Source organism: Psychroflexus curvus (assembly GCF_020164585.1).
GTDB classification, from domain to species: domain Bacteria; phylum Bacteroidota; class Bacteroidia; order Flavobacteriales; family Flavobacteriaceae; genus Psychroflexus; species Psychroflexus curvus.
Genome location: NZ_JAIQZF010000004.1, coordinates 250600 through 272414, shown reverse-complemented (window position 1 = coordinate 272414; position 21815 = coordinate 250600). Strand labels below are relative to the sequence as shown.

Here is a 21815-nt window from a genome sequence, read left to right as displayed (position 1 = left end):
AACAAAAAATTTAAATCCGTTTCCTGCATTCTCTCGTATCTATGACATATATAAAACATTATAGTTATGAAAAGATTTAAAAAATTAAGTTTATTATTATTAATAGGGGTAGTATTTGTTTCCTGTAGTAATGATGATGATGTTCAGCCATTCAATGAACCTATTCTAAATAACATGGAATACGGTTTGGGCGAAAAATCAAATTCCGGTGTTAGCGGAAAAGCTACATTCAACCAGTTAGAAAGTGGGTCAGTCCAGCTTATTTTAGAAGTTGAGGGCACATCCAGTGGAAACATGCATCCTGCTCATATTCACATGAATTCTGCTGCAGAAGGCGGAGGTATCATTGTTTCATTAGAGCCTGTTGACGGTGCTACCGGTCTAAGTATTACTGAATTTTCATCATTAGACGACGGGACCGCTATCTCATTTGAAGATATTTCAGATCTCGATGCCTACATCAATGTTCACTTAAGTTCAGAGGCTTTAGGTACTGTAGTTGCTCAGGGAGATATTGGTCAGAATGAATTAACCGGTGAATCCAAAAGTTACGATTTAGATGAAAGAGCTGTTGAAGGCATAAGCGGTAGTGTCCTTTTTGAGGAAAGAATGAGTGGTGAAGCTCTTGCAACTCTTAGCCTAAATGGAACACCTGATGGTGGTATGCATCCGGCGCACATTCACATGAATTCTGCTGTAGAAGGGGGAGGAATCATTTATAGTTTTAATCCGGTGAACGGTACTTCGGGTATGAGCGAAACTCACTTAGGTGCTTTGGATGATGGAACTGCATTTGGGTATGCGGATGTGTTGGAAGTTGATGGATATGTTAACGTTCACTTGAGTTCAGATGCCTTAGGAACTGTAGTTGCTCAGGGAGACATTGGTCAAAATGAATTAACAGGCGAATCCAAAAGTTATACACTAAATGAAAGAGCTGTACCAGGTATAAGTGGTACTGTACTTTTTGAAGAGCGAGTTAACGGAGAAGCTCAGGCGACAATCAGTCTTGATGGAACACCTGACGGTGGTTCTCATCCCGCACACATACACATGAATACCGCTGCTGAAGGTGGGGGAATTCTTTATACATTCACTCCGGTAGATGGTACAACAGGTATGAGTAAGTCTAATGTTGCTGCTCTTAATGATGATACTGCATTTGGTTATGCTGATGTGTTGGAAGTTGATGGTTACGTTAATGTCCACTTGAGTTCAGATGCTTTAGGAACTGTAGTTGCTCAGGGAGATATAGGTCAAAATGAATTAACAGGCGAATCCAAAAGTTATACACTAAATGAAAGAGCTGTACCAGGTATAAGTGGTACTGTACTTTTTGAAGAGCGAGTTAACGGAGAAGCTCAGGCGACAATCAGTCTTGATGGGACACCTGACGGTGGTTCTCATCCCGCACACATACACATGAATACCGCTGCTGAAGGCGGGGGAATTCTTTATACATTCACTCCGGTAGATGGTACAACAGGTATGAGTAAATCTAATGTTGCTGCTCTTAATGATGATACTGCATTTGGTTATGCTGATGTGCTGGAAGTTGATGGTTACGTTAATGTCCACTTAAGTTCAGATGCTTTAGGAACTATAGTTGCCCAGGGGGATATAGGTGAAAATGAGTTGACCGGAAACTCGGTTACTTATACTCTTGATGAAGCGGATGTTACAGGTATAAGCGGTAGCCTGCTGTTTGAGGAAAGAATAAGTGGTGCAGCTTTAGCAACTATTAGTCTTTCAGGAACACCGGATGGTGGTTCACATCCAGCACATATTCATGAAAATTCTGCAGCTATGGGAGGTGGTATACTTTACACCTTTACACCAGTGGATGGTACGACAGGAATGAGCCAATCTCAAGTTGAAGCTTTAGATGATGGAACAGTATTCGGTTATGAAGATGTATTAACACTTGATGGATACGTTAATGTTCATCTTAGTGCAAATGATTTAGCCACTATAGTTGCGCAAGGCGATATAGGTGCCAATAATTAATACTATTGTCTGAATTACAAATTAAAAGCGGCCAGACGGCCGCTTTTTTTATGGGTTTAAAAACTGGCCTTCCCAGTTATTGGATTTATCAAATCTGGCACGGATGTGATTTGGTCTTTTCAACTGAAGAAATTCCATGTGTTCTGGAACTAATTTCAATAAACAAAAATGGTGTTCGTCTTCATTGTATTCTACTTCATCGGGATTATCGACAGGAGTTCCAGGCGGGTTTTTGGTAATAAAGTCCTTTTGTGATTTTCCTTGCACTCTACTCCAGTAGTCTTCATATTCTTTTCCAGACGTAATCATATTCATCTTACCTTCAATCTTAACTTGGAGAAGTTTCTTGTGATTATAAAATAAAAGACTACAACTGGGATTATTTTGAAATTGACTGATTTTGTCACTTCTCTCATCTGTGTACATGATCAAATCAAAATCTTTTGTTGTATCTCTCAAGACAACAGTCCTTTGTACAGGAGTATTATCTTCAATACTGGCTAAACTCGGATAGCGAAAGGCGTGTTTTTTCTTTAGGTAACCGAACTTCACTTCGTTTTTTAAGTCTTCTAAAATCTGATTTAGCATTTTTTGTTTAAATGTAAAAAAAGAGGAGCTAAACGGAAGCCAGTTTTATCGCAAATTTATACTTTTGCCTATGCAAAAAAATGTCCTTATTCTCGATTTTGGATCGCAGTATACGCAGCTTATCGCAAGACGAGTTCGTGAACTTAATATCTACTGTGAAATCCATCCTTACAATAAATTACCTGAAGATTTATCTGTTTTTAAGGCAGTTATCCTCTCTGGAAGTCCATTCTCCTGTAGGAATGCAGAAGCTCCTCAACCAGATCTTAGTCAGATAAAAGGACATGTTCCTCTGCTTGGAGTTTGTTTTGGAGCTCAATTCATGGCTCATAATTTTGGCGGTGAAGTAGCAGGTTCCAATACCCGAGAGTTTGGAAGAGCAAATTTGTCCTTCATAAAGGATGGCGAATTGCTTTTTGAAAATATTTTGGAGCAATCTCAGGTCTGGATGTCTCATAGTGACAGCATAAAGGATCTTCCAGATCATTTTGAAAGAATAGCAAGTACAAGCGATGTTTTGAATGCAGCTTACAAAATAGAAGGTGAAAACACTTATGGCATTCAATTTCATCCTGAAGTGTATCATACTACCGATGGGGCTCAATTACTGGAAAATTTTCTTGTCAAAATTGCCGAAGTCCCTCAGTCCTGGACACCTTCTGCCTTTGTAGACATGACGGTTTCAGAATTGAAAGAAAAAATAGGAACAGATAAGGTCATTCTTGGCCTCAGCGGAGGTGTAGATTCCACAGTTGCTGCAACTTTACTGCATAAAGCTATTGGCAAAAACCTTCATTGTATTTTTGTCAATAATGGTTTGTTGAGGAAGAATGAATTTGAATCTGTATTAGACCAATATAAACATATGGGTCTTAATGTTAAAGGAGTAGATGCCACCGACAGATTTATGGAGGCTTTAAAAGGAATTTCAGATCCGGAACAAAAACGAAAAGCTATCGGGAACTCCTTTATTGAAGTTTTTGATGATGAGGCGTCTCTGGTAGAAGATGCTACGTTTTTAGCTCAAGGGACTATTTATCCAGATGTGATAGAATCGATATCAGTAAACGGTCCTTCTGCAACAATTAAATCCCATCATAATGTTGGAGGTCTGCCAGATTTCATGAAATTGAAAGTGGTTGAACCTTTAAGAATGCTTTTTAAAGATGAAGTAAGACGCGTTGGAGCAGAGATGGGCATAGACTCAAAATTACTAGGCAGACATCCATTTCCTGGACCTGGATTGGCTATCAGAATACTTGGTGATATCACCAAAGAGAAAGTACATATTTTACAAGAAGTAGATGCGATATTCATCGACGGACTCAGAGAATGGCATTTATATGACAAAGTATGGCAGGCAGGAGCCATTCTTCTACCTGTTGATTCAGTGGGGGTAATGGGAGATGAGCGTACTTACGAAAAAGTTGTAGCTTTAAGAGCTGTAGAATCTACAGATGGCATGACAGCAGACTGGGTCGACTTACCTTATAATTTTTTGCAAAAAATATCCAACCAGATAATAAATCGAGTTAAAGGCGTTAATAGAGTAGTGTACGACATCAGCTCTAAACCACCAGCAACTATAGAATGGGAATAATGAAAAAATTTTTACTAAGTATTTTTTTACTGCTTTCAATTTTAAGCTTAAATGCTCAAGATTTAAGAACTTACGAGGCTAAAGCTAATGAAAATCTCGAAGATGTAGCTTCCAAGTTTCAGGTTGATTTGACTACTTTAAAAAAATTAAATCCTAATGTTCTTAATGAAAGGAATATTTCTAACAGCCTTTTGGTAGTTCCTACTCGACCAAATTTTAAATTAAACCCTAGAATTCAGCTCATCGCATATGACGTAAGCCCGAAAGAAACGCTTTATAGCATTTCTAAATCTTACAATCTGAAAGTAAATGATCTTAGAACTTACAATCCGTTCCTGTACGAAAGAGAATTGGATTACAACGATGTTATAAGAATCCCGACTTATGAGCTTAAAGATAAAGATCTAGACATCAATCAAAGTATAAAAAACTCTGATTTTGGTACCCTCAAGCATTTGGTTCTTCCTAAAGAAACCAAATATGGCATTTCTAGAAAGTATGGACTAACTGTCGAGAAGCTGGAAGATTTAAATCCAGGAATAGATGAAAAGGAAATCCAGCCAGGTCAATTTTTAACTATTGAGCGACCAATCGATACTACACAAACGAAATCAATAAAGAATCAAAATTATGCTTTTCTTGAAGTAGATGCTGGGAACTCTATCCAAAGCATTTCACAAAACTATGATGTGACCGAAGAGGAGTTAAGAGAATCGAACCCTTCCCTGAGATTTGAAGGAATAAGTGAAGGTCTTATTTTGAAAATACCACAAATCGAAAAAATAAATTATTCTAAGTATACGGAATTTACTTTTGATGGTAAACTCAACTATTTTGATACTAAAAATATTGCATTGATGTTGCCTCTTAATTTAGAGAGAACAGAGATTGACAGTATTAGTTCAAAATCTTTGTTGAAAGACAGCAATTTACTCAAGATATCATTGGACTTTTATGAAGGCATTCAGATGGCTATTGATTCTGCCAGAAATAAAGGAATTAGAGTAAATCTAGAGGTGTACGATACCAGGAATAATCCTGCTTACGTAAGAGGACAATTGAATGAAAATTTCAAAAACTTTCAGGCGGTTGTTGGTCCGCTTTTAGACCCAAGTTTAAAAGTAGTTGCCAATTATCTTAAAAATGACGGTGTTCCAGTTATTTCTCCATTGGTAAATCCCAAGTTTGAGTTCCAAAACCTCTTCAATACGCTTCCTAAAGATGAAGAGATGCAGGAGGTGCTAATTACTTATCTACAAAAAAAACATACCAACGAAAATTTAGTTATTCTTACGGATAGTATTTCAAAATCAATACAGAGAAAATACACGCATACCTTTCCTGGTCTTAAAGTAGTAAGGCAGGTTGATTCTGATTATTTGCAAAGATCAGATTTGAGACCTAAACTGGATTCACTGGGCACGAACTGGTTTATTTTAGAAACCGAAAACCTTGGTCTTGCAGAATCGGCGGTGTCTTTTTTGAGATCATTTCAGAGAGATAGTTTCGATATCACGCTATTCACCTCCAAGAGGAATTCTTTTTACGATGACGAAATATCAAACTATTATTTAAGCGATCTTAATTTCACTTTTCCTTCAATTTCTAAAACTCAGTTATTAACAACAGAAGATAGTCACTCCAATGCGTTTGTGAATAAGCATGGAGTGTATCCTAATCGCTACGTGATGAGAGGTTATGATGTGATGATGGATTTACTTTTAAGACTTGCCTACGCAAAAACGCTTCAGGCTTCTACTGAAATTGAAGGCTTTACAGAATATGCGGAAAACAAATTCAATTACGTGCAGAAAGATTTTACGCTTGGTTATGAAAATGATGCTATCTATCTTTTACAATATCAGAAAGGATTGGAAGTAAAAGCTTTAGATTTAGCTGAGTTTCTAGGTTTAGACGCTGAATAAAACGAACTGTGATGTTTAAAACTGAATAGCACTCGCTTCAATTTTTGCAGCTTCAAATTCAGAAATAAGATTTTCCATAATTTTTTTGGCGGGTAAAATATCCTTGACGAGTCCAGATATTTGTCCAATCTCGAGTTCACCTTCTTCAAGATCGCCCTCAAACATGCCTTTTTTGGCACGTGCTCTTCCCAGCAAATCCTGAAGTTCTTCTTTGCTAGGAGAAGTGGCGTAGAGGTTTTGTATGTCTTGATAAAACTTGTTCTTGAGCAATCTCACAGGCGCAAGTTCTTTTAAGGTGAGTTTTGTGTCACCTTCCCTAGCTCTAACCACTTCATTTTTGAAATTGATATGCGAAGAAGCCTCTTCGCTCGCCACAAAGCGCGTTCCTATCTGCACGGCATCGGCTCCAAGAATCATAGCCGCAAGAATTCCGGCGCCAGAAGCGATACCGCCAGCGGCAATGAGTGGAATTTCAAGTTCTTTTTTTACCATGGGGATGAGGGTAAACGTTGTGGTTTCTTCACGTCCATTATGACCGCCAGCTTCAAAACCTTCGGCTACAACCGCATCGACGCCAGCGTCTTGAGATTTTAAAGCGAATTTCACACTGCTCACCACGTGTACAACTTTAATGTTATGAGATTTTAAATGTGGAGTCCAGGTCTTTGGATTTCCTGCTGAGGTAAAGACGACAGGCACTTTCTCTTCGATAATAATCTTCATGATTTTGTCCAAATCTGGATAAAGCATGGGGACATTGACTGCAAATGGTTTTGAGGTCGCTTTTTTACACTTTTCGATATGCTCTCTCAAAACCTCTGGATACATTGATCCAGCACCAATAATGCCAAGTCCGCCGGCTTCACTGACTTCGCTAGCTAATTTCCATCCACTTGCCCAGATCATTCCTGCCTGGATAATGGGATATTGTATCCCGAACAATTCTTTAATTCTATTTTGAGTCATGAGTTTATATTTAAACCTTTAAAGTTAATATTCGAAGTCCTAAGTTCTTAGTCTCAGTATAAGATAAGCTAAAATCAACAGTTTATTTAAAAAATAAAGCGTCCCGACTGCTCACTAAATGGCGTTTTTGTTTAAGTTCGAACGGAGTCGAGAACCATCTGCATTTTGATACTATGATTACCGCTCAGTACAGGCAAGCTCAATGCTTAAATCTTTAACAAACGTAATATTTTCTTGAACGGAATTAAATTTTTAAGGGTTTGACCGGACACTCTTATTTCAATTTTAGGATTCAAGACTTTTAATGAATTTAAATTAAGCGATTACTCCAGATCCTAAAAGTTCGTCATCCTGATACCAGGCGACAAATTGACCTTCGGAAATGGCGGTTTGTTCGTTTTCAAAAATGACATAAAGCTCACTTTCCATTTGGTAAAGTCTGGCATTTTCCAGGGGTTGTCTGTAGCGTATTCTTGCCTTTACGTCCATAGTTTCGCCAGTAGTTAAAGTTAAATCTGGCCTAACCCAGTGTACTTCGTCATTATTTACCCAGAGTCCTTTTTTGTGAAGACCTGGATGATTTTTACCTTGACCAGTGTATAAAATATTATTTTCTACATCGGTATCTATGACAAATAAAGGCTCTTTGGTTCCCCCGATAGCCAGACCTTTACGTTGCCCTTTTGTAAAGAAATGGGCGCCATCATGGGTGCCAAGTACTTTTCCAAACTCTGGTTTAAAGTCCAGTTTTTTACTCTCTTTTTTAAGCTGAGTGATTAATTTTGAATCTGCTACCGTTTCCTCATGGCTCGAAAACACTTCATGAGAAGAATCAATTTCAATGACCTGACCCTGTTTGGGCTGAAGTTTTTGCTGAAGGAAATCGGGAAGCTTCACTTTACCTATAAAACAAAGCCCCTGAGAATCTTTTTTATCTGCGGTGATCAAATTTTGCTCTTTAGCGATTTGCCTTACTTCAGACTTTTGAAGCTCACCTACGGGGAAAAGCGTTTTGGCTAATTGCTGTTGAGATACCTGGCATAAAAAATAAGACTGGTCTTTGTTTTGATCTTTCCCGGCAAGGAGTCTGTAAAGCGTTTTACCATCCTTTTCTATACTGTCTTTTCTGCAATAGTGCCCAGTGGCTACATAATCTGCTCCTAGAGAGGTAGCAATGTCCATAAAAACATCAAATTTGATTTCTCTATTGCAAAGGACATCTGGATTGGGAGTTCTGCCCTTTTCATATTCTGCAAACATGTAATCTACAATACGTTCTTTGTATTGTTTGCTCAAGTCAACAGTCTGAAAGGGGATTCCTAACTTCTCTGCAACCAGCATAGCGTCATTACTATCTTCAAGCCAGGGACACTCATCGCTAATCGTTACAGAATCGTCGTGCCAGTTTTTCATAAACAAGCCTATCACTTCGTAACCCTGCTCTTTACATAAGTAAGCAGCAACGCTTGAATCTACACCTCCACTAAGTCCTACGACAACTCTTTTCATAATCGATTATTGATTTGCAAAATTACAAAAACAATCAAAGAGTTTTGAGTATAATTTATAAGCTATTAACATGATTGTTTTGTTTAATCTTATATTAACTAATATTAAACAAAATAAGACTTAATTAAATATACTTTTACTTAAAAAATATTAGTTATGAAATTTAAAGCGTTTTTACCAGGATTAGTAGTATTATCAATATTTGTAATAAGCGTTAGTTCGTGTAGCAGCGATGATGGATACAATTCTGATGAACCTGCCTATAACGATGGTGGTGCAGGTTACAATGATGGAAGTGGAGGTGACGGAGGTTACGGTGATGGAGGCTCTTCCCAGAATGTTGTACAAATGACAGTTGATAATGATGGCGTTGAAGCTTTTTATGTAAGAAGTATTTCTGGAAATGAGCAACCTACTAGCACAAATGTAAACAATAGCACATGGACACTAACTGAAGGGACAAGATACGAACTTACCATTGTGAATTCAGGTTCTCATCCATTTCAAGTGAGAAGCTCAAGTAGTGAGATATTATTGAGCCAGAATAGCGAAGGAACTTTTGAAAGTGAATCAGCAGTAAACTTCGTCGATGATGATGAAAAGTTTTACTTTACCCTTACAGCAAAATTAGCAGATGAGATAAGTGCCTATTTTTGTGGTATTCACAGTAATAGCATGACTGGAAATATAAACATAAATTGATTTAAAAGTATTTTTTGTTTAATCATATTTAACCTTTATTAAACAAAAACACATTATTTAAGTTATTAGATTTAAAAAAAAATGCTATGAAAACGAAAAACGTATTATCCAAATTTATTTTATTGTCGGTGTTTATAATCTTTGCCGGTTCCTGCCAAGACGATGATGCTGCACAACCTATCGTTGAAGATGTCACCACTTTACAGATTATTCAAGATAGTCCAGATCATAACGTCTTAGAACAATTATTGGAGGATACTGGACTAAGTCAGACGCTTAACGATGGTACGTATACAATTTTTGCACCAACAGACCAGGCTTTTGGAAATATAGATACTTCTACACGTTCTACTGATGAAGTAAGAAACATACTTCTAAACCATGTTCTTGCTGGGTACGCTGATTCATCTTCATTGACAACAACTTATCTAAATACTTTAGCAACGGAGCAAATTTCCGGTCAAGGAAACAATTTAAGCATGTACGTGAATGTTGGTGCTGATGTTACTTTAAACGGAATTTCAACAGTTACTGCAGCAGATAATTTAGCAGCCAACGGAGTTGTACATGTTGTAAACGAAGTGATTACTATTCCAGATGTGACTACGTTTGCAACTGCAGATTCCACTTTTGAAATTTTAGTACAGGCACTAACAAGAGACGATCAACCAGATTTTGTCGGAACTTTGAGTTCATTTGAGACTCCAGCCCCATTTACGGTATTTGCCCCAACGAATGATGCATTTACAGCCTTGTTAAACGAGTTAGAATTAGGTTCTCTTGCAGATATAATCGGTGAAGTTTTAACTTCTACCTTAAATACACATGTTATTTCGAATGCTAATATCACATCTTCAAATTTACCTAGTGGTACAGTTGAAACTTTAGGTGAAACCTTTGATTTAGCCGGAACAACCATTACAGATCAAAATGGAAGATCAATAGAAATTGTTGTCACTGATGTACAAGCAGGAAACGGGATTGTACATGTTGTAAGTACCGTCATTCTTCCAGATTTAGGCCTGGAACCTGAACCAGCACCGAATACTGTACAAATGACCGTAGATAATGAAGGTGCACAGGCTTATTATGTAAGTAGCATTACAGGTAACGAAGAGCCAACAAGTTTAAATTCAAACAATAGCGCGTGGACACTCACAGAAGGAACAAGATACGAACTTACTATTGTAAATTCTGGTTCGCATCCCTTCCAGTTAAGAAATTCAAACAATGACAAACTATTGAATCAGAATGGTGATGGGTCCTTTGAAAGTGATCCTGATGTCAATTTTGTAGATGACGGACAAAAATTTTACTTCACGCTGACAGCCGACTTAGCAGCTGAAATTAATTCATACTTTTGCGGTATACACACCGGTAGTATGAACGGAAGTATAAATGTGAATTAATTATAATTCTATCATTTAAAAATAAAAAAGGAGTCCAATTTGGACTCCTTTTTTATTGATCAAAACAAGTTATATTACTTATTTCAATTTAATTTGTTTGGTTCTATTGCTTTTTTTTGTTATAGAATCTTCGTTTACATAGTATTCTTAGCTGTGGTCATTAGGTATATTCTTGAAACTATATAACTCTACTGCTAAATTTGAAATAGGGTAAAACAAGAATTGACACAGGTTAAATTTATTTGGCTAATCTTTTGAATAGATAACTTGAGACTTTCAATCTTTTAATTGGCTTCTAAATATTTATATTTACGTCAGTCTAAGAATACATTATTAATGGTTCGTGTAGAGATTCTCGAGCATAATTATTAATCGAAGATCACGGCATTACTGATGTAAGTTTAGTAGTAGATAGCTAATCTTATGGAGATTGCAAATGTTTTGAGATATAAATAATTAAAAGACCTATAAATGAGAGAAGCAATAAGATTCACATTTATCGCCTTGGTAATAATTGCGATCATCACATGCACGGTCATTTGGCCTGTATATGGTTTCTCCATTTTAGGAGCGATGATTTTTGGTCTAGGTATTTATGATTTATTTCAAAAAAATCACACCATATTGAGAAATTTCCCAGTATTGGGTCATATGCGCTATTTGCTCGAAATGATTGGTCCTGAGATTAATCAATATTTTGTAGAGAACGGTACTGATGGAAAACCTATTGACAGAAATCATAGATCTTATATTTATGAAAGAGCAAAACTTCAAAATAAAACGCATCCCTTCGGAACTGAATTGAATGTCGAAGAAGAGAATTATAAATGGATGAAACACAGTATTTATCCTTCAGAAATTCTTAAAGAACCCCCACGAGTACTAATAGGAGGGCCTGATTGTAAACAAACCTATAGTGCTAGTGTCTTCAATATATCTGCAATGAGCTATGGAGCGTTGAGTAAAAACGCAACAATGGCATTAAATCTTGGAGCCAAGGAAGGGGATTTTTTTCAAAATACTGGTGAGGGGGGGATTTCTGAGTACCATTTAAAGGGTGGCGATTTAGTCTATCAATTAGGGACAGGTTATTTTGGGTGTAGAACAATGGAAGGGAGTTTTTTACCTGAAAAATTTGAGGAAAATGCAGCTAAAACTGCTGTTAAGATGATAGAGATTAAATTAAGTCAAGGAGCTAAACCAGGGCATGGAGGAGTTTTGCCGGCCGCTAAAAACAGTAAAGAAATTGCAGAAATTAGAGGAGTGAAGCCACATACCAATATACACTCGCCTATGGGACATCAGGCTTTCAAAAATTCTGAAGATTTGTTGCTATGGGTGAAAGAACTGAGAGAGTTGAGTCAGGGTAAGCCCATCGGCTTTAAGTTGAGTATTGGTGACAAACAAGAGTTTATTGACATTTGTGAAAAAATGATTGAAACGGGAATCAAACCAGATTTTATAACGGTAGATGGTTCTGAAGGGGGGACAGGTGCTGCTCCGATAGATTTTTCAGATTATGTGGGAATGCCATGGGAAAAAGCCCTGATTTTTGTGGTCGATACTTTGAATGGATATGATTTAAAAAAAGACATAAAAATAATAACAGCTACCAAAATAATTAGATCATTTGATATTTTCAGAGCCTTATGTCTAGGTGCAGACTTATGTAATTCTGCAAGAGGAATGATGTTCGCTTTAGGGTGCATTCAAGCATTGCGATGTGATACTAATAAATGTCCAACAGGAATTACTACCAACAACCCAAGCTTAATGCGTGGTTTGGTAGTGGAAGATAAATGGAAGCGTGTAAAAAATTATCACAATGAAACTGTAAAAGAATTTTTAGAGCTTTTTGCAGCCTCAGGATGTAAAAAACTTTCGGATTTGAACCGGAGTTTTATTTTTAAACAGATAGAAACCGATATAAAGTGCTACGAAGAAGTTTATCCAACAATTACTGCTGGGAAATATTTACAGTAGGATTAAATAGTTTTGATTTGACAAAACAGCAACTTTGAAGTAGCAGGACTATTCAAAAACAAAGATGAATCAGATGTCATTAAAATCTTAAGCCAGTTGAATCGATTATTAATTAATATTTATGGATATAAACTGTCTTAATATTAACAAATTCTCGAATTCCATCTTCCGAAAGTTCACGACCATAACCTGAAATTTTTGTACCGCCAAAAGGTAGGCGTGGGTCACTTTTTACGAGCTCATTTATGAATACCGCACCGTCATCAAATTTTGGAATGAGCTTTTTGGCACGATCCAGATCTTCGGTAAAAACAGATACTCCCAAACCAAAATCTGAAGCATTGACAAGCTTTACAGCTTCCTCTTCTGTCTCGAATGTCGTAATTCCAATGACTGGTCCAAAGGTCTCTTCATGAAATAAAGTCATATCTGTAGTTACGCCATCAACTACTGTAGGCTCAAAGTAAGCTTTGTCACGTTTGCCTCCTGTCAATATTTTGGCCCCTGCATCAACAGATTTCTGCAATTGATCTTCCAAATCCTTGGCAAGATCTTCTCGTGCAACCGTACCTATATAAGTATTTTTATCCATAGGATCACCACTTTTTAAACGGCGAACTGCGCTCACATATTTATCTTTAAATTCTTCTACAACTGACTGGTGTATGAGTAGTCTTTTTCCAGCAATACAACTTTGGCCAGTATTCTGAAATCGAGCCTGGACTGTTGTTTTAATGGTTTTTTCCATGTTACAGTCAGGAAAAACAACAAGGGCATTACTGCCTCCCAGTTCAAGCACAGTCTTTTTAATCTCTGACCCTGCAGTGGAAGCTACAGCGCTACCGGCGGGTTTGCTCCCGGTTAACGTAACTGCTTTTACTTTTTTGTTTTTGATGACGCCTTCCACTTTATCGCTGTTTATTGGTAGATGCTGAAAGCAACCCTCTGGAAAACCTGCTCTTTCAAATATCTGTTGAATTTTTTCACCACAGTGCATGACATTGCTGGCATGTTTTAGAATACCAATATTCCCAGCCATTAATGCAGGAACTGCAAAGCGAAAAACCTGCCAGTAAGGGTAGTTCCAGGGCATCACCGCCAAAACTACACCTATGGGCTCATAGCTTACATAACTCAGTTCAGCGTCAGTCTCAATATTTCGATCAGAAAGGTGTTTTTCTGCGTTTTCAGCATAGTACTCGCAAACCCATGCACATTTCTCAATTTCGGCAATGGCCTGTGAGATAGGCTTTCCCATTTCAAGCGTCATGGCTTCAGCATATTCTTTTTTATTTTTTTTCAGTTCTGTTGCTGCTGCATACATGAGTTTGCTTCGCTCTGAAAATGAAGTTTTACGCCAGGATAAAAAGCGATCATCTGCCTTATCTATTGCCTGGTTGATTTGCTCTTCTGTCAATTCATCTATTTCGTAGACAACTTCCTGATTATATGGGTTTATTGATTTCATAGTTTTTTACTTTTCTTAAAGTTAGAAACTAAGCGGTAAATAAAGAGATTCTTAAGAGCATATTAACGACGAAATTTCCCGTAATTGATTCTTAACTCTTTGGGAATATTGATTGAAATCAAAGTAGATTTTTATGTTGTAGAGGCGAAACTATTTCTCCATTCCATCAATTCACACACTCGACAGACGAATTTGCAGGAGGATATACTCTGTTTAAAAACAAAAAAAGGAGTCCATTTAGACTCCTTTTGCTTTTTTATTAAAACTGAGGGAAAGTTATTTTTTATCTATTTTCTTATTGCCTTTTTTAGTGTCTTCCTTCTCGCTTTGTTTCTTTTTTTGTTGTTCAGCAGCCTGATCCATGATTTCCTGGAACTTTTTACCAAGCTTACCTTTCTTCTTAGGCTTTTTCTTTTTCTCTTCAATTTTCGCTAAGATCTTATTCTCATCGATAATGACATGCTTTATGACTAGCATGATTCCTATTGTAATTAAATTTGAAATAAAGTAATACAGCGATAAACCACTTGCATAATTATTGAAGAATATAAGCATCACCAAAGGTGCAAAATACATAATGACCTTCATGTTTGGCATTCCTGGTTGCGAGCTTTGCTGCATGTTTTGACCTGCAGTCATCTGCGTGTAAAAGAATATAGCAACAGAGGCAAGAATTGGGAATAAACTTACGTGATTTCCATATGCCCAGGAGACAAGAGGAATATAAGTATCCCATTCATAAATAACATCATAACTCGATAAGTCTTCTGCCCATAAGAATCCTTTTTGTCGCAAATCGAATGCACTCGGGAAAAATTGGAACAGCGCATAGAATACAGGAATCTGTAAAAGCGCCGGTATACAACCCGCAAGCGGACTCACACCTGTTTTGCTGTACAGCTTCATAGTTTCCTGCTGCTTTTTCATCGCATTGTCCTTGTACTTCTCATTGATTTCATTGATCTCTGGCTTCAAAACTTTCATTTTGGCCTGAGATAAATAAGACTTATAAGTAATAGGAGAGAGGACTATTCTTACAACGATGGTCATAACAATAATTGCCAATCCATAACTTGGAAGTGAACTGCTTAAAAATCCGAAGAAAGGAATAAAGATGTATCTGTTGATCCACCCAAAAAGTCCCCATCCCAATGGAACGATTTCATCCAACTGTCGATCATAGTCACTTAAAATTTTAAAATCTGTAGGTCCGTGATACCAATTCAGACTTTCAGAAAATTCACCGTTTTTCAATTTTAAAGGAACTTCTGCAAGAAAATTTTTGGTAAACAACGTATCCACCTGTTCATCCTGGACCAGGTTTCTAGATGTCATTTTTCCTTCAGAAAATGGTGTGTCAGTCAGTAATATTGAAGTGAAGAAATGCTGTTTGAAAGCAATCCATTCTATAAGTTTATCTTCCTCAATAGCCTCATCACCCTGGCCTGTGTAGTCGTCTTTTTCATCTTCGTACAGATAAACAATTTCAGTATATCTGTTTTCATAAGAAATACTTTTGGCTTTACGTAAAGCTTTAACTTCCCAGGATAAATTGGCGTTATCTGAAGAAATAACTTCACTTAAACCTTGAGAACGAATCCCGAAGTTTATCATATAATCCTCTGATTCTAAGCCGTAGTAAAATTCAAGATACTCAACATCAGACACCTTAGCTCTCATGCTTAAGGTTGGATTGCCATTTTCTGTACTTAAGTTAGGTTCAAAATAAAGGTCACTGGTATTGTAAGTTCGTCCGTCGTTTGCTTCAAAAGAAATATTGAAGCTCGCATTGCCATCTTTTATCAAATAAACAGGATTACCTTTATAGGTATCGTGCTGTTTCATTTTAGCTTCTACGATTTGACCTCCTTTATTGCTTATTTGCAGTTCTAATACTTCATTCTCAATAGTAGTAACCGCATCATCTTTCGCAAAATCTTTTACAGCTGAATACGCAAAAGCACCATATTCTCTTTTGGCGAGTTCTGCGTTGACAGAATCCTGTAAACTACTACTTAAAGTTTCAGCAGGAGAAGGTGTGCTTTGAGTGTTAGAAAGTTCAGGATTTTTTTGAGGTGTAGTCTCAACTTGTTCTGTAGATTTATCTTCGGGTACTACTTCCTCGGTAGGGTTTAGGTACATGAATAAAATCAGTATTAAACCGATAAGTGTAAATCCTATAATAGAGTTTTTATCAAACGTCTTTTTATCTTCCATTGACTTTTACAATTGTAAGTGTTGATTTTCTGAAATATGTGCAAAAATCAACATTTAATTTTATTTATATAAACTTATTTCTATAATATTTAGAGAAAGAGGTTTGTTATCTGTTTTGATAAAACTTTTTAGAGGCCTCTATAAATCCTAAAAATAACGGATGTGGAGTAGCAACTGTACTTTTATATTCAGGATGAAACTGAACGCCAACAAACCACGGGTGATTCTCAAGTTCGATAGTTTCTACCAAACCTGTTTGTGGGTTTCTCCCAGTACAAAGCATTCCGTGTTTCTCCAGGTCGGCAACGTAGTTATTGTTGACTTCGTATCTATGTCGGTGTCTTTCTGATATTTTAGTCTTCCCGTAAATTTCAGCCAATTTAGAATTTGATTGAAGTTCACAATCCCAAGCGCCCAATCTCATGGTGCCTCCCATTTGTTTCAGGTCTTTTTGATCTTCCATAAGTCCAATCACAGGATGCGGCGTTCCGGCGTTCATTTCTTCTGAATCTGCCTCTGCAAGTTTCAAAACGTTACGTGAAAATTCTATAACGGCCATTTGCAAACCTAGACAGATGCCTAGAAATGGAACCTTATGAGTTCTGGCATATTCTACAGCAGCTATTTTTCCTTCTACACCACGTTCGCCAAAGCCAGGGGCGACCAGAAGTCCATCCAGTTTATGGAAAATAGTTTCATTGTGATCTTCTTCTTCAGAATTGATCCAGACCACATTCACTTTGACATCATTATAGGCGCCAGCATGAATAAAAGATTCCAGTATCGATTTATAAGAATCTTGTAAATCCACGTATTTACCCACCAAACCAATGGAGAGTTCCTCTGTGGCGTTTTTTAGTTTGTTGACAAAAAAGTTCCACTTTTCAAGATTTGGAACTACATCGTCTTTCAGGTTAAGTTTCTTTAAGGCAATGGTATCTAATCCCTCTTCGGCCATCAGATTAGGGACGTCATAAATGGATTCTGCATCTATAGATTGAATCACCGCTTCTTTTTTGACATTGCAAAACAATGCCAGCTTATTTCTGATGTCATCATTGATTTGATGCTCTGTTCTACACACCAAAATCTCAGGAGAAATCCCACTTTCCATCAAAGTTTTTACACTGTGTTGGGTAGGCTTGGTTTTGAGTTCCTTGGCAGCGGATAAATAGGGAATCAAAGTCAAATGAATTACCAATGCATTATGCTCTCCAAGTTCCCATTTCAGCTGTCTCACAGCTTCTATGTAGGGTAAAGATTCGATGTCACCAACTGTTCCGCCAATTTCGGTAATGACGATATCGTAAGTATTATCCTGACCTAAAATTTGAATGCGTTCTTTGATTTCATTGGTGATATGGGGAATAACCTGAACTGTTTTTCCCAGAAAATCGCCTCTTCGTTCCTTATCAATGACGCTTTGGTAAATCTTTCCTGTAGTGACATTATTGGCCTGTGAGGTATTGACGTTCAAAAAACGTTCGTAATGCCCAAGGTCAAGATCGGTTTCTGCACCGTCTTCAGTTACAAAACATTCACCATGCTCATAGGGGTTGAGGGTTCCCGGATCTATATTGATATAAGGATCTAGTTTTTGGATGGTGACTTTATAACCTCGTGCTTGAAGAAGTTTTGCTAAAGATGCTGCGATTATTCCTTTCCCTAAAGACGAAGAAACACCGCCTGTTACAAAAATATACTTTGTATCGGCCATTTGTGTTATGAGTTTTGTGTCTATACGGGATGCAAAAATATCATTTAATTTTTGCTTTATCTCCGAATTAGTTCAAAAATCCTCTAGCTTTTTCTGATTTTTCTCAAGATATACTCCAAACCATTTTCTTTCAATTCGAGTACTTCCTGCATTTGCTGGCCTAGCTTGTTGTCTGGAAAGCCTTTACGCTTATACCAAATCAAATAATATTCAGGAATGTCTGAAAGGTAAAAGCCTTTATACTTGCCAAAATGCATTTTAGCATGAGCCAATTCAACTAAAGCTTTTTTGTGAGATTCAGAATTCATTCGATGTTAATTATCACTTTGAGTTAAGCTTTTGCTTAGGATGCTAAGAAACCCTTTTAAATTATTGTAGCCAAACTTTAAATTATTACTTTTGTGAACCAAATTTATATCATAAAACCTGATTATGAATCTACATGAATATCAAGGCAAAGAAATATTAAGTAGTTATGGCGTTGCTATCCAAAAAGGAATAGTCGCTAAAACTCCTAAAGAAGCTGTAGAAGCTGCAAAAAAACTTACTGAAGAAACCGGAACTGGATGGCACGTGATCAAAGCCCAGGTTCATGCTGGTGGACGTGGTAAAGGTGGTGGTGTAAAACTCGCCAAAAACCTAAAAGAAGTTGAGCAACTTGCAGATGAGATTTTAGGAATGCATTTGGTAACGCCTCAAACAAGCAAAGAGGGAAAAGAAGTACACCAGATTCTTATAACTGAAGACGTATATTATCCAGGTGATAATGAGCCAGAAGAATATTACATGTCCGTATTGCTCAATAGAGCTACAGGAAAAAACATGATTATGTACTCTCCAGAAGGTGGAGTAGATATAGAAAGTGTTGCAGATAAAACACCAGAGAAAATTTTTACAGAAGAGATTGATCCTGCAACCGGAATTCTTCCTTTTCAGGCGCGTAAAATCGCTTTCAATTTTGGTTTGGAAGGAAAAGCGTTTAAAGAAATGACAAAATTTGTCACAGCTCTTTACAACGCTTACGATGGTTCTGATTCTTCGTTATTCGAAATCAACCCTGTTCTTAAAACAAGTGATGATAAAATTCTAGCTGTGGATTCTAAAGTAACTTTAGATGATTCAGCTTTATTCAGACACAAAGATTACCAAAGCATGCGTGATACGCGTGAAGAGGATCCTACAGAAGTGGAAGCAAGAGAAGCTGGCCTGAGCTACGTCAATCTAGACGGAAACGTAGGTTGTATGGTCAACGGTGCTGGTCTTGCGATGGCAACTATGGACTTGATCAAATTTGCTGGCGGAGAACCTGCCAACTTCCTTGACGTTGGTGGTACTGCAGATGCAAAACGAGTAGAGCAAGCTTTTAAATTGATTTTAAAAGACGAGAAAGTAGAAGCTATCTTAGTTAACATTTTTGGTGGTATCGTAAGATGTGACCGTGTCGCTGAAGGAATTATCGAAGCTTACAAAAACATGGGTGACCAAATTAAGGTGCCTATCATCGTAAGACTTCAGGGTACCAATGCTGAAAAAGCTGTGGAACTTATTAATGAAGCAGGAATTAACGTGAAAACAGCAGTTCAGTTCAAAGAAGCTGCAGATAAAGTTCATGAGGTTTTAGATTAATAAGACCTTTCTATAGAATTAAAAACCCTTCGATATATCGAGGGGTTTTTAATTTTAAACCGAAATGGGTTCTCTGGTCGAAGCTTTGTTTTTGATATAATCTCCAAGATAATCCGCGTCTTTTTTGATACCGCCAAGCGTAGCTGAAGCTCGTGTATGTAGCCATGGCAGACCAATAAAATAAAGACCTTCCACGTTACTGACACCTCTCTCATGAACAGGATATCCTTTTTTATCGAGTTCCAGTCCCTCAATCCAATCAAATTTAGGTCGGTAGCCTGTCGCCCAGATGATGTTTTTAACATCGGCTAATTTTGCTTCTTCAGTGATGATAACATTCTGCTTGGCATCCACGGTCTTTCCTACGGGAATCACGTTTTCTTTGTTCAGGATTCCTTTTACATCTACCCCAATAACGGGTTGTTTGGACTCGCTTATTTTTTTACCCAGCCAGGAATCTTTTCCAAAACTTAAATAGCCGGTTTTTGTAAACCACCACCATAAGGTTTTACCAAGAAATTCCTGTGGAAGTGTTTTGACATCTGTATCTCCAGAAAAATAAACATCGCGAAGGGTGTCGGAAATTTCATCTAAGATTTGATATCCGGAATCTCCAGCGCCAACCACCATCGCTTTTCCTTCCTGTAACTGACTCGGGTTTTTGTAATAATCACTGTGGATTTGGAAAATAGACGAACCTATTTTGGTATGGAAAGGAGGTGTGTATGGAATATGAAACGGTCCAGTAGCGACGATGACCTGCTCGGCTTCATAATATCCATCCTCATGTTTTACGATAAAAAAATCGGTTTTATCTTGAATTTCGGTGACTAAAGTATTAAAGCGAATAGGGATTTCGAATTTCTCAACATAAGCTTTGAAATAATCGGCGACTTCATATTTGTTTGGATAATGCCCTTTTGGTTTAGGGAAATTCATGCCTTTCAGATTGTTAAATTCTGAAGGTGTAAACAATGTCAATGAATCCCAGCGCTTGAGCCAGGACGCGCCTACTTCATTTTCTTTATCTAAGACTATATAATTTTTCCCTTGCTGCTCGAGTTCATAAGCCATAGAAAGACCTGCCTGTGCAGCACCGATAATTATAAAATCATACATTTTTTTAGCGATTTATTTCAATATAACATTTTAAACTACAATCGCAACTATTTATGCCTTGAGGGTTTTATTCAGTTTGAAATATTGATTGTAAATGTAAAGGATTAAAACACCAAAGCTTACCGCCACGATGATTAATATAGTATTGATGATGTTATCTGCAGAAAATGATAATTTGATTAGAATGGTTGAAATCACAAATCCTGAATTCCGTATAACCCTGCTGAATTCTTCGGTTTGCAAGAATGAAAAGAGAAGTAAGAGCACATCAATGAGGATTAAAACAGTAAAAAAATCGTCAAAAAATATAGTGTTTACGGTCTTTATAGAGGTCGAAGAATAGTCTGAGCCAGTTAGTGTATCATAAAACCAGTCTCCAAACGAAAATAAAGCCAGGAATACGATAGTGGGAACTAAAATGGTTGCGAATACATGCTTGACTTTTATATGTGATTTAGTTTTATCTGTGATTTTTTCTTTTTCAGCTTTGTTTTTGGAATTCAGCCTGTAAAACTGAAATATCAAAAAGAACAACACTAAAGTTGATATAAGATCAATGGTGAACTGAATATCAGCTTCAATTGAAAACCAATCTGAAGAAAATTCTAAATTGGATAAATCGTAAAATATCTTCCGAATCAAAATCAGGGTGATGATTTCGTATTGTTTACCAATATAGATGGTGATAGACTTAGGAAGATAAAAGACCAGTAGATAAACCTCATAGATAAGAATAATCGAAAATGGGGTGTAGATAGCCGAAATTGGGCTAATAATTAGGTTGCCGTCATACTCGCCAAAATCTATAAAATCGAAATCTATCAGCCCAATTATAGCAAGATGTATCAAAAAACTAACAATTGCCGTGATAACAATAACCTTCTCCAGCTTTTCTTTGAGCGTTTCGGAAAGAACGAAAGAATGTAATCTGGAGTAGTATTTGTTTAGCTTGGTTTTAGACATGGTTAAATATAGCCAA

At 37.1% G+C, this 21815-nt stretch carries 17 protein-coding genes; 7 read left to right on the top strand and 10 right to left on the bottom strand.

From position 1 onward, the window contains the following. Positions 1 to 66 precede the first annotated feature (66 nt). Positions 67 to 2007 (top strand): CHRD domain-containing protein, encoded by a 1941-nt coding sequence (locus tag LB450_RS07770; RefSeq protein WP_224487354.1) that lies wholly within the window; start codon positions 67 to 69, stop codon positions 2005 to 2007. A 48-nt stretch (positions 2008 to 2055) separates the two neighbouring features. Here LB450_RS07770 and LB450_RS07765 read toward each other — a convergent pair whose 3' ends face one another. Further along, positions 2056 to 2595 carry a pyridoxamine 5'-phosphate oxidase family protein gene (locus LB450_RS07765; protein ID WP_224487353.1) on the bottom strand — a complete coding sequence of 180 codons (540 nt, stop codon included), beginning with the start codon at positions 2593 to 2595 and terminating at the stop codon, positions 2056 to 2058. 70 nt (positions 2596 to 2665) lie between these two features. Between LB450_RS07765 and guaA the strand changes: the two genes are divergently transcribed. Further along, entirely contained in the window at positions 2666 to 4195 is a 1530-nt protein-coding gene (gene guaA, locus LB450_RS07760; protein WP_224487352.1) for a glutamine-hydrolyzing GMP synthase, read from the top strand. Further along, positions 4195 to 6120, top strand: coding sequence for an amino acid ABC transporter substrate-binding protein (locus LB450_RS07755; RefSeq protein ID WP_224487351.1), 1926 nt, complete (start codon positions 4195 to 4197; stop codon positions 6118 to 6120). Before guaA ends, LB450_RS07755 begins: the two co-directional genes overlap by 1 nt. Before the next feature lie 15 nt (positions 6121 to 6135). On the opposite strand, the gene LB450_RS07750 is transcribed toward LB450_RS07755, so the two are convergent. Both LB450_RS07750 and mnmA read right to left on the bottom strand, forming a co-directional pair. After that, entirely contained in the window at positions 6136 to 7086 is a 951-nt protein-coding gene (locus LB450_RS07750) for an NAD(P)H-dependent flavin oxidoreductase (protein ID WP_224487350.1), read from the bottom strand. 315 nt (positions 7087 to 7401) lie between these two features. Next, entirely contained in the window at positions 7402 to 8595 is a 1194-nt protein-coding gene (gene mnmA, locus LB450_RS07745) for a tRNA 2-thiouridine(34) synthase MnmA (RefSeq protein WP_224487349.1), read from the bottom strand. Positions 8596 to 8751: 156 nt separating this feature from the next. Between mnmA and LB450_RS07740 the strand changes: the two genes are divergently transcribed. Both LB450_RS07740 and LB450_RS07735 read left to right on the top strand, forming a co-directional pair. After that, positions 8752 to 9297 (top strand): hypothetical protein, encoded by a 546-nt coding sequence (locus LB450_RS07740; RefSeq protein ID WP_224487348.1) that lies wholly within the window; start codon positions 8752 to 8754, stop codon positions 9295 to 9297. 86 nt (positions 9298 to 9383) lie between these two features. Then, positions 9384 to 10706 (top strand): fasciclin domain-containing protein, encoded by a 1323-nt coding sequence (locus LB450_RS07735; protein WP_224487347.1) that lies wholly within the window; start codon positions 9384 to 9386, stop codon positions 10704 to 10706. A gap of 465 nt (positions 10707 to 11171) precedes the next feature. Here LB450_RS07735 and LB450_RS13905 read toward each other — a convergent pair whose 3' ends face one another. Beyond that, on the bottom strand, positions 11172 to 11258 hold the full coding sequence (locus LB450_RS13905) for a hypothetical protein (protein ID WP_224487471.1): 87 nt from the start codon (positions 11256 to 11258) through the stop codon (positions 11172 to 11174). On the opposite strand from LB450_RS13905, the gene LB450_RS07725 reads away from it, so the two are divergent. Beyond that, on the top strand, positions 11220 to 12689 hold the full coding sequence (locus LB450_RS07725) for an FMN-binding glutamate synthase family protein (RefSeq protein WP_224487470.1): 1470 nt from the start codon (positions 11220 to 11222) through the stop codon (positions 12687 to 12689). The genes LB450_RS13905 and LB450_RS07725 overlap by 39 nt on opposite strands. A gap of 112 nt (positions 12690 to 12801) precedes the next feature. Here the strand turns inward: LB450_RS07725 and LB450_RS07720 are convergent, their stop codons facing one another. The 4 genes from LB450_RS07720 to LB450_RS07705 all read right to left on the bottom strand — a co-directional run bounded on the left by LB450_RS07720 (position 12802) and on the right by LB450_RS07705 (position 18399). Further along, positions 12802 to 14157, bottom strand: coding sequence for an NAD-dependent succinate-semialdehyde dehydrogenase (locus tag LB450_RS07720; protein WP_224487346.1), 1356 nt, complete (start codon positions 14155 to 14157; stop codon positions 12802 to 12804). 276 nt (positions 14158 to 14433) lie between these two features. Next, positions 14434 to 16374 (bottom strand): membrane protein insertase YidC, encoded by a 1941-nt coding sequence (yidC, locus tag LB450_RS07715; RefSeq protein ID WP_224487345.1) that lies wholly within the window; start codon positions 16372 to 16374, stop codon positions 14434 to 14436. A 106-nt stretch (positions 16375 to 16480) separates the two neighbouring features. Beyond that, on the bottom strand, positions 16481 to 18091 hold the full coding sequence (locus LB450_RS07710) for a CTP synthase (protein WP_224487344.1): 1611 nt from the start codon (positions 18089 to 18091) through the stop codon (positions 16481 to 16483). Between the two features lie 83 nt (positions 18092 to 18174). Beyond that, complete coding sequence (locus tag LB450_RS07705; protein WP_224487343.1) at positions 18175 to 18399, bottom strand: DUF3820 family protein; 225 nt, start codon at positions 18397 to 18399, stop codon at positions 18175 to 18177. A 124-nt stretch (positions 18400 to 18523) separates the two neighbouring features. On the opposite strand from LB450_RS07705, the gene sucC reads away from it, so the two are divergent. Continuing rightward, positions 18524 to 19717, top strand: a complete 1194-nt coding sequence (gene sucC, locus LB450_RS07700) for an ADP-forming succinate--CoA ligase subunit beta (RefSeq protein WP_224487342.1) — start codon at positions 18524 to 18526, stop codon at positions 19715 to 19717. Between the two features lie 54 nt (positions 19718 to 19771). Here sucC and LB450_RS07695 read toward each other — a convergent pair whose 3' ends face one another. Together LB450_RS07695 and LB450_RS07690 are read right to left on the bottom strand one after the other, a co-directional pair. Then, on the bottom strand, positions 19772 to 20836 hold the full coding sequence (locus LB450_RS07695; protein WP_224487341.1) for a flavin-containing monooxygenase: 1065 nt from the start codon (positions 20834 to 20836) through the stop codon (positions 19772 to 19774). A 51-nt stretch (positions 20837 to 20887) separates the two neighbouring features. Next, entirely contained in the window at positions 20888 to 21799 is a 912-nt protein-coding gene (locus LB450_RS07690) for a hypothetical protein (protein WP_224487340.1), read from the bottom strand. Positions 21800 to 21815: the final 16 nt, after the last annotated feature.